Below are 14,083 nucleotides of genomic sequence, written 5' to 3'. Positions count from 1 at the left end.
ACACGTTTATACCAAAACATGCTATACTTGGCTTGTATTTTTTCCGAAGGGAGTTCCCATGGCATATGAAGTAACGGCTACCAGAAAACGTCCCCAGTTGTTTGACAACCTTGTGGGTCAAGAGTTTGTGGTATCTACCATCAAGAATGCAATTGAACAAGGCAGGATAGCGCATGCCTATCTCTTCAGTGGTCCCCGGGGAGTAGGAAAAACCTCTTCTGCCCGTATCCTTGCAAGGGCACTGAACTGCGACTCCGGTCCGACCCCCTATCCTTGCGGAACCTGCTCAAACTGTACGGAGATAACCCGTGGGAACAGTGTGGATGTCATCGAGATCGACGGAGCAAGCAATACCAGCGTAAACGATATCCGCCAGATCAAGGATGAAGTCTTGTTCCCCCCGCAGACCAGCCGTTATAAAATCTATATTATCGATGAAGTACATATGCTTTCCACCAGTGCATTCAATGCGTTGCTGAAAACCATAGAAGAACCCCCTGCCTATATTGTTTTCATCTTTGCAACTACTGAACCGCAGAAAGTTCCCGCTACCATCCGTTCCCGCTGCCAACAGTTTCATTTCCGGCTTATCGACCTGGAAACCATCAAGATGTGTCTCTCCGATGCCGCCAGGGAACTGGAAATCGAGGCCGATGATGACGCCCTGTTTTGGATAGCAAAAGAATCTACAGGGTCCCTGCGAGATGCCTATACTTTATTTGACCAGGTAGTATCTTTTTCAAACGGGCATATAACCCTGGAACAGATAAGTGACAAACTGGGACTGGTTGGCATCGACCAGATCAACCATGTAGTGTCAAACCTACTTGGGGGCAAACACAAAGAAGCCTTGCTTGCCGTACAGAGCCTGCTCCAGAATGGCGTCTCGATTGAACAATGCATCAAGGATTTTACCCAGTATTTCAGAAGTCTGCTCCTCATGAAAGAAGGAATTACCGAGGAGTCCATCCTGGGTGTACAGAGTGACCGCATTCCTTCCCAGATTCGAAATGCCTATGCAAAAGAACAGCTTGAGGCTGGGGTGGAACTGTTCCTCACTCTCTACAGGGATATACGCTATTCGCTCAACCCGCGCTTTGAACTGGAGCTTGCCGTAAGCCGGCTAGGCTCCCTTCCCCACCTGGCTTCTACCACAACCCTGCTCAAAAGACTTTCGCAGCTAAAGGATGACTTACTCCAGGGAAAGGTAGCTCTGTCTGCCACAGCCCCTCCACAACCCATGGTGGAAACCGAAAGGGAAAAGCAAATCCCCCGCCAGGCAGTGGTTCAGGAAATACAAAAACCAGAGGCAATACCTGTGAACCTGCCAAAACAGGTGGTACCTGTCCCTGTGCAGCGTCCCTTTGCCAAAGAGGACATCCCAAGTTTGGTAGGAAAGCTTTCCAACACACCAATACTCTCCCAGGTGGCACAATCGATCAAGAAAATCGACAATAATGACAACCAGCTCACGCTCACGTTCACTACAAAATTCTGCAAAAACAAGGCAGAGGAAAACCAGGATAAATTCCGGCTCCTTATCAAGGAAATCTCCGGATATTCAGGAAAACTATCCTTTGCCTATATAGAAACGGAAGAAAAAACCCAGGGACTCAAGACAGACCCGGTTATTAATAAAATCGCCTCGGTTTTCCGAGGTGAGATATCCTAACGATTATGTATCAATAAGGAGTGCAATATGGATATGAATCCATTCGAACTAATGAAAAATATGAAAGGCATTCAAGAGAATGTCCAGAAAATGCAGGAAAACCTCCCGAACATCACCGCGACAGGAAGTGCCGGGGCCGGTATGGTGGAAGTGACCGTGAACGGGAAATTCGTGGTTACCAAAGTAAAGATTTCCCCGGATATTGTCGACCCAGAGGATGTATCGACCCTGGAAGTACTCGTTGCCTCCGCTTTCAACTCTGCCTCAAACAAAGTGCAGGATAAGATAAAAAGCGAAGGGATGAAATATGCAGGGGCCTTCGGCAACCTGATGCCACAGGCCTGAAGATGACAGCACTGGAAAACCTGGTACAGAACCTTGCAAGGCTTCCCGGGATCGGCCCCAAAAGCGCTTCTAGGATTGCCTATCACCTCATCAAGACCGATGCAGCCTACAACAAGCAGCTGGGATTGAATATTGCCACCATCCAGGAGCAGGTTTTCCCCTGTTCTATCTGTGGCAGTTTTACAGAGATTGACCCTTGCCCAATCTGCGAAGATCACTCCAGGGACCGGAGCCAGCTGTGCATCGTAGAGGCGCCACAGGATGTAATAACCCTGCAGTCCAGCGGGGCTTTCAATGGCCTATACCATGTTCTTGGCGGAGCAATCAGTCCCTTGGACGGCATCGGACCAGAAAACCTTTCGTTTGCAAAGATGCTTAAAAGGATTTCTGAAGGACAGTTCAAGGAAATAATCATCGCAACAAACCCCACAGAGGAAGGTGACACCACGGCATTGTATATCCGTCACATCCTCAAGGATAGACAAGACCTTACCATTACAAGATTGGCCAGCGGGCTGCCCATCGGCGGAGACCTTGAATATGCAGACAGAATTACGCTAGCCAGGTCTTTGCGCGGAAGGGTTCAATTCTAAATCAGAGTGTAACTACAAAAAAGGCTCAGCGTTTGCTGAGTCCTTTTTTCTCTTTATAGGGTGCGTTCATTTAATCCCGCGTTCTTTCTTGATTTCCTCGTATGCTTCCTGGATTTCCCTGAATTTTGCGGTTGCATGAATAAGGAACTCTTCACCCATACCCTTGGTTGCCAAGGTATCCGGATGAAATTCAATACTCATTTTACGATAGGCTTTCTTCACTTCTTCATCGGTAGCAGTAGTGGAAATATTGAGAACCGCATAGGCATGTTCCGAAATGGAACATCCGCCATACTTACGGCAGAGGGAATCTACAAAATAAGAAGGAATATGGAAAATAGTTGCACCCTTGCGAATCATATCCTCTTCGGCTTTATTGACATTCCCATCAGCGGCTGCCACACGATAAAAGATATCAATCATCAACTGAAGAATATTCGGGGCATGGGAAAAGTTTTCATAGAACTGGGCGGCAAACTGGTCGAAAGTCCCCCCACCGGTCAAGGCGGCATCAAAGACACGCAAGGCAGCATCATGTTCCCGCTGCCCGAGGTTGAGATCCCTTCGGATAAACTCCTCGACTTTTTGCTGTTCACTTCCGGTAACCTTTCCATCGACCGAAGCAATTCGGGCAAGCATGGAAAAAGCACCTACGAAAAATAGCATCTGTGACTGATCTTGGGTTGAATAGAAAGAAGGTGCGCGGTCCTGGAAAGGATTCCCCTGTTGCTGGGCACCACCGGGATATTCACCGGCCTTGTCGAACATATGACCAAAGGCAATACCTGCAATCATCCCAAGGGGTCCACCGAACATGAACCCCAGGGTTCCTCCGAAGAGTTTACCAAACCATGCCATACGGATTACAGCTTATCGATGAGCATCGAGCATTTACCGGAAGGAATCGGGAGGGTCTTCTTCTTATTCTCTGCAAGGATCTCAATTGTAAAATAGTAGAGTTTTTCAGACTCTAGACGGATTTCCCAACCACGTTCGGTTTTGTTGCTGAGAATGGTAATCATGTTTCGTTTTAGCGACAGGTTCTCTATCCCCATGGCTTCCAGGGAAGGCATGGTCCAGTTAACCGTCTTGCGGGGCAAGGAAATATCCAACCCGATAATATTTTCTATCATCAGGGTTATGGTAACCAAACCGGCATAAGGCATCAAACGCCTGCGCGGGAATCCTTCGATTTCCGTAGTAGTTGCAAAGCCTTCCTTGTTTGGAAGATAGGCTTCCCATACATCACCTATGGTATCGGCATCGGGATGCAGGGTATCAAGCAGGTAATACATATGGCGAATGGCACATTCCCGGGCAAAGACAAATTCATTGTAGCGTTCCAACCCTTTGATAACAATAAACGTATTTACAGGGAGGACACCTCCGCAGAATCCATTACCACCTTCACTGAAAGCAGGTGAGGATACAGGCACCCCTGGGAAGGGATTGTCTGTCCCGAATTCTTCAGGGTCATGGAGGTATTCAATCATCGAGGCAGCCCTTTCATCATTGGGGATCTCGGCAAGCAAGGTCCAATAGGCTCCGATGAACTTGTTATGTACACGATTTTCCTTGATATCCAGGTCATAATAAAACTTGGATTCATTATCCCACATAAGTGAGTTGATCCTTGTCTTGAGGGAGAAGTAGATTCTCTTATACCTGAAACTCAATTCTTTATCGTTTAGGATGTCGCCAATTGCTGACATATATAAAGCATTCACTGCAAGCTGGGCGTTGAAATCAAGGGGATAATAGACATGATCCCTTGGTATATTCCCGCTCTGGCAGGCAGAAACAGGAACAGAGAACAATCCATTGGATTTTTGGAAAGTAGCCTGGACCCAGGAAAAATATTTCTCCAGGACGGGGACAATCTCTTTTAATCTCTTCTTATTGCCGACTTTATGATAAAATCCATATTCTACATACGCAAACAACGGTGGGAAAACACCTTCCGGATTGGAAGCTGAAAAAACCGGTTTTCCATTTTCAATGGAATACTCACCACGTATCGCCCCGTTTGCTTCCTGTTTCTGGTAAAAATAATCCAGCAAAGGGAACGGGGAATTGTTCAAATTGCTATATACAAGAAACAATGCGGAAAAGCATGATAAATACTGGTTGAATGTGGTCTGTCCTGGGTATGACAGATAGGAGCCAGAGAACCCATTGTCTTCAGTCCCTTGTTTCCAAAGTTCGTCAATCCATACCCATGACCTGTCGTACATATCGACAAAATCCTGGTCATAAAAATGTACGAACGGTACCAAATCCTTAATCAAGTGGAGACTCCTTACTATCTTAGGTCAAAACTGTAAAAACTACATAAGACGCGCATTTTCTAGAATATACTCTCTTTTACTAGAAGTCAATCGGATTTACATCATCAGAATGAATGGTCTATTTCTTAAAAACAAGAATTTGCTTTCTCGTTTATCTCAATTAATCATTTACATAATAGCTAATTGTTTGCCAAAAGGAAAGATTAATAAAATATGAAAATCAACACTTTTTAAAATTGACAATCCGTTTTCAAATCAAATCTTTTGAGAGAACCTACAAAACAAACACAGAAAGACTACCGGGAAGCAATTCTGCTGAAAAAGACATGCAGCCTTTGGAAATCTCCTCCCCATCAACATGGACTGGCATGGGTTGGTTTTCACAGACCAAGCTGATCTTTTTTCCCCTGACAACACTGAAAGAGGGAAGTTTCACCTGGGTTCCCTTGAAAAATTTTAATGCTATAGGAACCAGACGGCTGCTTTTAATGGGTTGGTTGGCATACACGATATCGAAAAAACCGTCATCAAGAATTGCATCGGGACCCATGATAAATGCAGAGCCCATTCGCCTGCCATTGCAGATGCTCACCTGCTGGGTGTCCAAAACGGTTTCCTTCCCATCAATGGTCATCCGCACATGAAAGGGCTTGGGGTAATGAATCAGGATTCGTATCAGGGCAAATACATAACTGAGAGTCCCTGAGACATGCTTGAATTCACTTGCAATGAAATTGACCAGAGGCTCGAATCCCATTCCTTCGCCATTTACAAAATACCTTCCTTCGGGATACAGGCCCCCGAGGGAAAGACCAGTATCGATTAGCCGGGTTTTTCCATCCAGGATGATCTGGCAGGCTTTGGGAATCGAGAGAGGAATACCCAAGGCCCAGGCAAAGTCATTTCCCCTACCGATAGGAATAATCCCCATAGCGGGACAGGCAACCCCTTTTTCAGATACGGCCCTGAGCAATCCATCGGCTACCTCGTTAACGGTACCGTCCCCTCCCGCTGCCACAACGATATCATGTCCTGAAAGGGCTGCGTCATAGGCAAGTTTTGTTGCATCATGCATCTTTTCCGTGAGCTCAAAAGAACAGTCATACCCACCTTGTGAAAAGCAGTCGACTATCTCTTGCTGATGGTCTTTGGCTTTTCCCTTAGCGGCATGGGGATTTAGTATTATCAAGAGTTTTGCTTTGGGCATTACCAGCTCCTTGCCATAAAAATTAACCTATTTACACCCAGGTAGCAATAGCCTATCATGGGGTTGTGAATACGCTTCAATCAAGAAATTCTTTTCTCCCCACTTCCCTGGAAGACATGCATATCCGTGGTTGGGAACAGCTGGACATCGCCTTTATTTCGGCCGATGCCTACGTTGACCATCCGTCGTTCGGAACTGCTCTTTTGGCACGTCTATTAGAAGACAAAGGTTATCGAGTAGGGATTATATCACAACCTAGATGGAACACAACCGATGACTTTCTAAAAATGGGAAAGCCCCGGCTCTGTGCCATGATAAGCGGGGGGAATATCGACAGTATGGTCTCCCATTATACTGCGAATGGAAAAATCCGTAGCAAAGACGAATACAGTCCTGGGGGAAAAGCAGGGTTCAGACCCGACCATGCAACCTTGACCTATTCGGCGAGGGCAAGGCAGGCATATGGGAAAGAGACTCCAATTATCATTGGAGGATTGGAATCATCATTGCGAAGAATGAGCCATTACGACTTCTGGTCCGACACAGTCCGTAAACCGATTATCCTCGATGCTAAGGCTGACCTGCTCATTTTCGGCATGGGAGAACTACAGACAGTAGAAATCGCAAACAGACTCAATGAAGGTCAATCAATCAAGGAAATGACCGATATCAGGGGAACTGTATTTGCAACCTCCCAAAAAGGCCTTTCGGAATTGGAAAACCAATACCCGATTATCACGTTGCCTACCTATGAAGAAGTAAGCGATCGCGATAAAACATCAAACACCCCTACGGAAGCAGGGAAAAAAGCTTATGCACAGGCGTTCCAGACAAAATTCCTGCATGAAAATCCCATGCATCCAGAACGGTTGGTTCAACGTTGCATGGATCGTTTTGTAGTGCAGAATCCCCCTCCTCGCCCTTTGACACAGAAAGAATTCGATGAGATTTACTCTTTTCCTTATACACTCGACGCCCATCCCGATTACAGCAAGGCCGGGGGCATCCCGGCCCTGACTGAAGTACAGTTTTCCCTCACTAGCAACAGGGGCTGTTTCGGAGCCTGTTCATTCTGTGCCATAACCAGCCACCAGGGACGAATGATTCAGGTCCGTAGCAAGGAATCCTTGGTCAAAGAGGCTGAAAAAATGAGCAGGCATCCTGCTTTCAAAGGATATATCCATGACTTGGGAGGGCCTACCGCAAACTTCCAGGGACTCGCCTGCGACAAGCAGGAAACCTTCGGCCCCTGCCCCCAGAAAGAATGCCTTTGGCCCAACCCCTGTAGCAACCTCAAGGATTATCACGGTCGATATCTGGATATCCTAAAGGCCATAGAAGCGGTACCCGGAGTAAAGAAAGTCTTCATCCGTTCGGGAATCCGATACGACTATCTCATGGAAGTATGCCAGGAACCTACAAGAAGCAAATTCATGGACCATCTGGTCAAGAACAATATAAGCGGACAACTCAAAGTAGCCCCGGAGCATGTAGACCCCGAGGTACTCGATGCCATGGGAAAACCTACCGTCGAGCTCTATGACAAGTTCTGCGAGGCATATGAAGCAACCAACAAGGCTGCCGGTAAGAAACAGTACCTAATTCCCTATTTCATAGCTGCCCATCCTGGAAGCACCCTGGACAGTGCCATTACCCTTGCCCTGTATATGCAGAAAAAAGGATTCATTCCTGACCAGGTCCAGGAATTTTACCCGACCCCTGGAACTATCTCGACCTGTATGTACTATACTGGCATTGATCCCAGGCCTGGGAAAAACCTCTGTGCCATATATATTCCCAAGGGGAGGGAAAGACACCTGCAACGAGCCCTTCTGCAATTCAACAAACCAGAAAACAGGACGCTCGTGATGGAAGCATTGCAGAAAGCAGGAAGAACAGATGTTTCAAGGCTATTGCTGCAAAACAGGTACAAGAGATGACAACCAAGATAGCTGACAGTAGAAAAGAGTTTCTCCTGAAAACATTTGCCATAGCAATTCCTGTTGTCATACAGAACCTGCTTTCAAATTCTCTTTCTTTTGTAGATACACTTATGATAGGACAGCTCGGGGAAGCGTCAATCGCAGCAGTGGGCTTGGCAAACCAGATGTTTTTCCTCATCAGCCTTTTTTTCTTCGGGATCACCAGTGGATCATCCATATTCCTATCCCAGTACTGGGGAGCCAAGAATCTGGATGGGATACAGAAAGTCCTCGGATTGTCTATCTCTATTGCAGCTACAGGGGCTTTATTGTTCTCGATTGCCTCATTTGCAATCCCGAGGTCGATTATGCATGTCTTTACGTATGACGAGGCAGTGGTTTCCATAGGTTCTACGTATTTACGGATTGTGGCCTTCAGTTACATAGCCTCATCTATAAGCCAGATTTTCGGTACAGCCCTTAGGGTAATAGGAAAAGCAAAGACCCCACTTGCCGTTGCAGTTGTTTCCCTTGCGGTCAATGCACTGGGTAACTACCTTTTGATCTTCGGCATAGGGCCGTTCCCCCGTATGGGTGTAGCAGGGGCTGCACTTGCAACATCTTTCAGCAGGATTCTGGAAATAGTGCTTCTCCTCTATTTCATCTATCATAAGTATCCAACCGTTTCTATCCAATCGAGAAATGCCTTCCGTTGGAAAAAGCAGTTCATCCTTCGAGTTGTCCCTACGTGTACCCCAGTTATCCTCAATGAGCTTTTCTGGGCACTTGGAATGATTGCCTACAAAATCGCCTACAGCAAAATGGGGGTCGAGGCTATCGCCGCAGTCAATGTAACGGAATCGATAGCAAGCCTTTTCTTTGTAGCTATGATGGGCATAAGCAATGCAACAGTGATTATGATCGGGATCAAGATAGGGGAAAAGGAAGAAGACCTTGCCAGATTGTATGCAAAACGGTTCATACTCATTGCACTTGCTACCGGGGTTCTCTCCGGGCTCCTGGAATCTCAGCTGGCCCTTCCTTTCACCCGGTTGTTCAACATCGGAAGCTCTGTCAAAACCATGGCACTTTACTGCCTTTATGCCAATGCTTTGCTATTACCTATCAAGAGCATAAACATGTCGGTAATCGTGGGCATCCTTAGAGCGGGGGGAGACACAAAGTTCTCCATGTTCGCTGAAATGTTTGGAGTCTGGTGTGTTGGGGTCCCCCTTGCCTTTATTGGCTCCATGGTACTGCATCTTTCCATATGGAATCTATACTTATTACTTGGAATGGAAGAAGTTGTAAAGATAATTATCGGCCTTTCGCGTGTACGTGCAGGAAAATGGATTCACGACCTGACGGAAAAACCTTCATTGACCTAGGCTGTATATGCACGTATATTCTACTATAAAGGAAGGTATCCAATGAATACTCGGACTGTTCTTACAAATGGAACCTTGGTAACCGGTTATGCCAAACTGAAGGATTGTGCGCTTTATATTAAAGAAGACGGTACTATCGGTGATATTTTCAACATGCGCCGGCTGGAAGAAAAGCATTTCCCTCCTGAAACCACAATGATTGATGTCGCCGGCAGCTATATCATGCCCGGTTTCATTGATTCCCATATACATGGGATTGGTGGATATGGCACGGAAGACTGTGACCCGGAATCAATTTTGGGAATGAGCGAACGCCTTGCCGATTTCGGTGTGACGGCCTTCATGCCAACAGTCTATACCGATAAACTCGAACGTATGATTGCCAGCATAAAGGCAATCGTTGCTGCGATGGGAAGTGAAAAAGGGGCAAAGATCATGGGGGTGAACATTGAAGGCCCCTTCATCTCCCCCATCCGTCTCGGAGCCCAGAACCCTGCAGGCGTACAGCCTGTCAATATCGATATTTTCAACCAATTGATCAAAGCCGGCGAGGGCAAGGTCATCTGCATGACTGTCGCCCCAGAATTAAAGAAAATGCGTGAGCTTGCCTTACTTGCAAGACGGGAAAATATAGTCTTGCTTGCCGGACACACAGATGCTACTTATGAGAATATCATGGAAGGGATGCAATGTGGCATTTTCCACTCTACACATTTCTTCAATGCCATGAGCCGGTTGCACCAGAGAAACCCAGGAACAGTAGGCGCCATCCTCATCCAGAGAGACATGCAATGTGAAATTATTTGTGATGGCGTACATGTCCACCCTGAGTTGGTAAAGCTATTACTGAGGGAAAAACCCTCTGACAATATAGTCATGGTTACCGACTCTCTCAAACCGACCAAACAACGCACAGGAACCCTCACGGCCGACGGAGTCCCCTGCGTACTCAACGCCGAGGGAGCCTTTGTCAGCGCCAACAACCCGGATCTTTTCCTTGGATCTGCATTGACGATGCTCCAGGGAGTTAAAAATGTTGTAAACTGGGAAGTGCCGTTGCAGCAAGCGGTACAGATGTCTTCAAGCAATCCTGCCCGGATCTACTCATTCAACAAGCAAGGCTTGCTGGTCCCCGGATACCAGGCCGATATCGTAATCCTTGACCAGAACCTGCAGATGAAAGGCCTTTTCATCAACGGGGATCTAATCAGGGACCGCTTTGCCTGAAAGTCACAAACAAGCATTTAGGAGTAAATAAAATGGATTCTGCTATCAAGGCTCTCAAACCAGAGCAAGTCTGGAACTATTTCTATGAACTTTCCCAGATTCCCCGTGAATCAGGCAATGAAGATGGTGTCCGCCAGTACCTGCTCGCTTTTGCAAAAAAGTATTCACTTGAGGCAATCACTGATAAAACAGGAAATGTCATTATCCGCAAATCTGCCTCAAAGGGTTTTGAAAACCGTCCTTCCGTTGCGCTACAGGGCCATATGGATATGGTTTGTGTAAAGACACAGGAGAGCAGGCATAATTTCCTTACCGATCCTATCGAGCTTGTTCTTACCGGGGATTTTCTCCACGCGAAGGACACTACCCTTGGAGGCGATAACGGAATTGCCATAGCCATAGCCTTGGATATACTATCCGACCCTGAATGCAAACATGGTCCACTCGAAGCCATTTTCACGGTAAGCGAAGAGACCGGGTTGACCGGGGCCTTCGGCATTGAAAAGGAAACCATCAAAAGCCGCCTGTTGTTAAACCTCGACAGTGAAGAAGAAGGTGTTTTGTATATCGGCTGCGCAGGGGGTCTTGAAGTCAGGGCGCAACTTCCCTCAGTGCTGGAAGACATCCCGTCAGGATACCAAGCGTTCTCCCTCACCTCAAAGGGAATGCTCGGTGGACACAGCGGAGGAGAAATCCATAAGCAGCGGGCCAACGCAATCAAAGCAGTAGCCAGGGCGCTGGTCCAAGTACAGACCAAGATGCTGTTCTCTGCAGAGGGAGGCACAAAACGAAATGTTATCCCTTCAACCTGTACCATCTCTTTTGCAGCACCTGTAGCAGACGCTCCAGCCATTGCTGCTATCGTTGAAAAAACTGGGAAGGAACTTTCCCTTGAATTTGGGATCAGCGACCCAGGTATCAAACTGGAATTTGTGGAGGCACCCCTTCCGAAACAGGCGGCAAACGCTTCCCAAAGTGAAGCATTTATAAGGAGCCTGTATATTGCCCCCCATGGGGTCGATGCAATGAGTTTCACTATTCCTGGCGTCGTGGAGACCTCTTCGAACCTCGCAATACTCAGATTCCAAAACGGTATCTTCTCGGTAATATCAAGTCACCGTTCCTCTGTCCTTTCCGCACGCGATGATGTTGCGCACAGGATGGGAGAGGCTTTGCGGTCCTGTGGTGCTACGGTTTCCTATGAAGGGGCATATCCTTCCTGGACTCCGAACCCATCCTCAAAACTGACTGCCTTCTGTGCAAAGGCCTATGAGGAATATGCCAAGAAAAAACCTGTTATCACTGCCATACACGCAGGACTTGAATGTGGGATTATCAATAGCCAGGTACCTGGGATGGATTCCGTTTCCTTTGGTCCCGATATGTTTGATGTGCACTCGGTAAAGGAAAAAATCTCAGTCTCCTCTGTAGAGAGAATCTGTGGTTTTACCCGTCATCTCCTTTCCATCATAGAATGAGAAGTGTGGTGATAGGGATTGCAGGGACCCTTGCCGCCTGCCCTGCAAACTCCCCATTTATAGGATGGAACCGCGATTTTACCAACGAGGCCTATACGTCTTCGTTGGTAAAGGCAGGTTCTATCCCGATTTTGCTCCCTGTTCTCTCAGAGGCAACGCAAACCCAACTAGATAGCCTCCTAGACCTTTGCGACGGCCTGCTGTTGCCCGGAGGCTCTGATATCGACCCAGCATTCTATCACGAACCGAGGCATGGGCTATGTGGCCTTTCCGACAATACAACCGATGGCTTCCAGCTGGCCTTGCTAAAAAGGGCCCTTGCAAGGCAAAAACCTGTTTTGGGTATTTGCAAGGGTTCCCAGATGATTAATGTATGTTTCGGGGGGACGCTGTACCAGGACTTCACCTTACGCACTGAAAACGGGTTTCTTCACAACCATTACGAGAACGCTACAAAGGGCTGCCATCAAGTCACCCTGGCTGAGGATTCTCTGTTAGCCTCCATTTTCAAGTGTAAGGACTTGCAGGTAAATAGCCTCCACCACCAACAAATACATGATTTGGGACCAGGACTAAAAACCACCGCCCTTACAAAGGACGGTGGAATAGAAGCCATTGAGGCTAGTTGCAAAAGCTGGTGTGTAGGGGTCCAGTGGCACCCTGAGGCAATGATGATGGCATCCGAAAAAATGCTTCCGCTTTTCTCGGCCTTCGTCTATGCAAGCAGGACTGCCTGAGCAAGCGATTTTGCCATTTCATAGGCTTTCTGCTTATCTTCCTCAGATGGGGCCCCCTGATATTCCACACATCCGATTACATCGAGTTTCATCGATTCTACAAATTCCGAGAATTGCTTCTGTGCCCCGCCTGACCAGCCGAAAGAACCGAAGCGTATGGTCTTGCGACCGGTAACATGGCTTCTTTCGAGAATATCCAAAACATGGTACATGGGGGGGAACATCTTATATTCATACGTAGGCATCCCCACTATCAGACCTTCCGATCTCCAGGCTTTTTCCAGTACGAAGGATTCATGAACCTTGGGGATCTCTATGACATGGACCAAAACATTCTCACTCTCGAGCCCTGCCACTAGGGAAGGGACAAGCGCTGCGGTATTACCGTACATGCTTGACCAGACAAGGGTAACTTCCTTTTCACGTGGACCTTGGCTGTACTTGGCAAGCCGAAGGTACCAGTCAACAATCTTTTGGGGTTCTTTTCTCCAGACAACCCCATGGCTTGGGGCAACCATAGTAAGAGGACATTCTGCGAGTTTGGCAATCCCCCGTATCACGAACGAGGAAAAGGAGGATACGATGTTGGCATAATACCGTTCGGTTTCCCCAAGGATCAACACTTTTTCTTCTTCCGTCAATTCGTCATCGAAACACTTCTCGTACCGACCGAAGGAACCAAAAGCGTCGCAACTGAAGAGAATCTGGTCTTCCTCTGCGCAAGTCATCATGGTTTCGGGCCAATGGATGTTCGGTGTCATTATGAATTTCAAGGTCTTGCCACCAAGGTCCACGGTCTCCCCGTCCTTGACAGAGCGAACGTTTTTTTCAATTTTATAAAAACTCTTAATCAGGGGAACAGCCTTCTCGGAACAGAGAATTTCTGCATTCGGATATTTGCTGACAAAAGCATTCATTGCCCCTGTATGATCGGGCTCCATGTGGTTTATTATCAGATAATCAACGCCTGAGTCGTTAAGTTTAAGGTCAGACAGTTGTTCATCTACAGCTTTGAGGGCTCCATCCCAGTCTTTGACCAAGTCTATCAGGGCTGTTTTTTCTGTTCCCTGCACGATATAGGTATTAAGCATGACACCATTGGGAATAGGCCAAATACCTTCAAACAGGTCTCTTGTTCCGATTTTTGCCGAAACACGGTATACTCCGTTTGTAAGCTTATCAGGTTTCATATCATCTTCTCCTCATAGCAAAGATACACGAAATAC

12 protein-coding genes are annotated in these 14,083 nt (G+C 47.1%); 8 read left to right on the top strand and 4 right to left on the bottom strand.

The features are described 5' to 3' along the window. Positions 1–58: 58 nt before the first annotated feature. From dnaX to recR, 3 genes are read left to right on the top strand one after another with little or no spacing between them, the layout of a single operon-like run. The gene (gene dnaX, locus SPIGRAPES_RS09680; RefSeq protein WP_014270581.1) at positions 59–1,672 is read left to right on the top strand and encodes a DNA polymerase III subunit gamma/tau; all 1,614 of its coding nucleotides are present in this window, start codon (positions 59–61) and stop codon (positions 1,670–1,672) included. Positions 1,673–1,699: 27 nt separating this feature from the next. Then, a complete protein-coding gene (locus tag SPIGRAPES_RS09675; protein ID WP_014270580.1) occupies positions 1,700–2,017 on the top strand; it encodes a YbaB/EbfC family nucleoid-associated protein in 318 nt (105 codons plus the stop codon). A gap of 2 nt (positions 2,018–2,019) precedes the next feature. After that, positions 2,020–2,610 (top strand): recombination mediator RecR, encoded by a 591-nt coding sequence (gene recR, locus SPIGRAPES_RS09670; RefSeq protein ID WP_014270579.1) that lies wholly within the window; start codon positions 2,020–2,022, stop codon positions 2,608–2,610. Positions 2,611–2,676: 66 nt separating this feature from the next. Here the strand turns inward: recR and SPIGRAPES_RS09665 are convergent, their stop codons facing one another. The 3 genes from SPIGRAPES_RS09665 to SPIGRAPES_RS09655 form a co-directional block, all read right to left on the bottom strand. Then, positions 2,677–3,468 (bottom strand): TerB family tellurite resistance protein, encoded by a 792-nt coding sequence (locus SPIGRAPES_RS09665; RefSeq protein ID WP_041384591.1) that lies wholly within the window; start codon positions 3,466–3,468, stop codon positions 2,677–2,679. 5 nt (positions 3,469–3,473) lie between these two features. Then, positions 3,474–4,898, bottom strand: coding sequence for an MGH1-like glycoside hydrolase domain-containing protein (locus tag SPIGRAPES_RS09660; RefSeq protein WP_014270577.1), 1,425 nt, complete (start codon positions 4,896–4,898; stop codon positions 3,474–3,476). Positions 4,899–5,172: 274 nt separating this feature from the next. Continuing rightward, positions 5,173–6,105, bottom strand: a complete 933-nt coding sequence (locus SPIGRAPES_RS09655) for a diacylglycerol/lipid kinase family protein (RefSeq protein ID WP_014270576.1) — start codon at positions 6,103–6,105, stop codon at positions 5,173–5,175. Between the two features lie 65 nt (positions 6,106–6,170). Here SPIGRAPES_RS09655 and SPIGRAPES_RS09650 point away from each other — a divergent pair, with 65 nt between their 5' ends. From SPIGRAPES_RS09650 to SPIGRAPES_RS09630, 5 genes are read left to right on the top strand one after another with little or no spacing between them, the layout of a single operon-like run. Continuing rightward, entirely contained in the window at positions 6,171–8,045 is a 1,875-nt protein-coding gene (locus tag SPIGRAPES_RS09650) for a YgiQ family radical SAM protein (protein WP_014270575.1), read from the top strand. Further along, positions 8,042–9,415, top strand: a complete 1,374-nt coding sequence (locus SPIGRAPES_RS09645) for an MATE family efflux transporter (protein ID WP_014270574.1) — start codon at positions 8,042–8,044, stop codon at positions 9,413–9,415. Before SPIGRAPES_RS09650 ends, SPIGRAPES_RS09645 begins: the two co-directional genes overlap by 4 nt. A 42-nt stretch (positions 9,416–9,457) precedes the next feature. Continuing rightward, entirely contained in the window at positions 9,458–10,642 is a 1,185-nt protein-coding gene (nagA, locus tag SPIGRAPES_RS09640) for an N-acetylglucosamine-6-phosphate deacetylase (protein WP_014270573.1), read from the top strand. 32 nt (positions 10,643–10,674) lie between these two features. Further along, positions 10,675–12,120 carry an aminoacyl-histidine dipeptidase gene (locus tag SPIGRAPES_RS09635; protein WP_014270572.1) on the top strand — a complete coding sequence of 482 codons (1,446 nt, stop codon included), beginning with the start codon at positions 10,675–10,677 and terminating at the stop codon, positions 12,118–12,120. Then, positions 12,117–12,857, top strand: coding sequence for a gamma-glutamyl-gamma-aminobutyrate hydrolase family protein (locus SPIGRAPES_RS09630; protein ID WP_014270571.1), 741 nt, complete (start codon positions 12,117–12,119; stop codon positions 12,855–12,857). Before SPIGRAPES_RS09635 ends, SPIGRAPES_RS09630 begins: the two co-directional genes overlap by 4 nt. On the opposite strand, the gene SPIGRAPES_RS09625 is transcribed toward SPIGRAPES_RS09630, so the two are convergent. After that, on the bottom strand, positions 12,836–14,047 hold the full coding sequence (locus SPIGRAPES_RS09625; protein WP_014270570.1) for an FprA family A-type flavoprotein: 1,212 nt from the start codon (positions 14,045–14,047) through the stop codon (positions 12,836–12,838). The two genes, SPIGRAPES_RS09630 and SPIGRAPES_RS09625, sit on opposite strands and share 22 nt — an antisense overlap. Positions 14,048–14,083 lie beyond the last annotated feature (36 nt).

This window comes from Sphaerochaeta pleomorpha str. Grapes, from assembly GCF_000236685.1.
Classification (GTDB): Bacteria; Spirochaetota; Spirochaetia; order Sphaerochaetales; family Sphaerochaetaceae; genus Sphaerochaeta; species Sphaerochaeta pleomorpha.
The sequence above is the reverse complement of the archived record's forward strand: the minus strand, read 5'-3'. Positions and strand labels throughout refer to the sequence as shown.

Excerpts from the sequence above, each read along its gene's own strand:
- SPIGRAPES_RS09635 (WP_014270572.1), top strand. The coding sequence starts at position 10,675 with ATGGATTCTGCTATCAAGGCTCTCAAACCAGAGCAAGTCTGGAACTAT.
- SPIGRAPES_RS09675 (WP_014270580.1), top strand. The coding sequence starts at position 1,700 with ATGGATATGAATCCATTCGAACTAATGAAAAATATGAAAGGCATTCAA.
- SPIGRAPES_RS09625 (WP_014270570.1), bottom strand. The coding sequence starts at position 14,047 with ATGAAACCTGATAAGCTTACAAACGGAGTATACCGTGTTTCGGCAAAA.
- SPIGRAPES_RS09655 (WP_014270576.1), bottom strand. The coding sequence starts at position 6,105 with ATGCCCAAAGCAAAACTCTTGATAATACTAAATCCCCATGCCGCTAAG.
- recR (WP_014270579.1), top strand. The coding sequence starts at position 2,020 with ATGACAGCACTGGAAAACCTGGTACAGAACCTTGCAAGGCTTCCCGGG.
- dnaX (WP_014270581.1), top strand. The coding sequence starts at position 59 with ATGGCATATGAAGTAACGGCTACCAGAAAACGTCCCCAGTTGTTTGAC.
- nagA (WP_014270573.1), top strand. The coding sequence starts at position 9,458 with ATGAATACTCGGACTGTTCTTACAAATGGAACCTTGGTAACCGGTTAT.
- SPIGRAPES_RS09645 (WP_014270574.1), top strand. The coding sequence starts at position 8,042 with ATGACAACCAAGATAGCTGACAGTAGAAAAGAGTTTCTCCTGAAAACA.
- SPIGRAPES_RS09630 (WP_014270571.1), top strand. The coding sequence starts at position 12,117 with ATGAGAAGTGTGGTGATAGGGATTGCAGGGACCCTTGCCGCCTGCCCT.
- SPIGRAPES_RS09665 (WP_041384591.1), bottom strand. The coding sequence starts at position 3,468 with ATGGCATGGTTTGGTAAACTCTTCGGAGGAACCCTGGGGTTCATGTTC.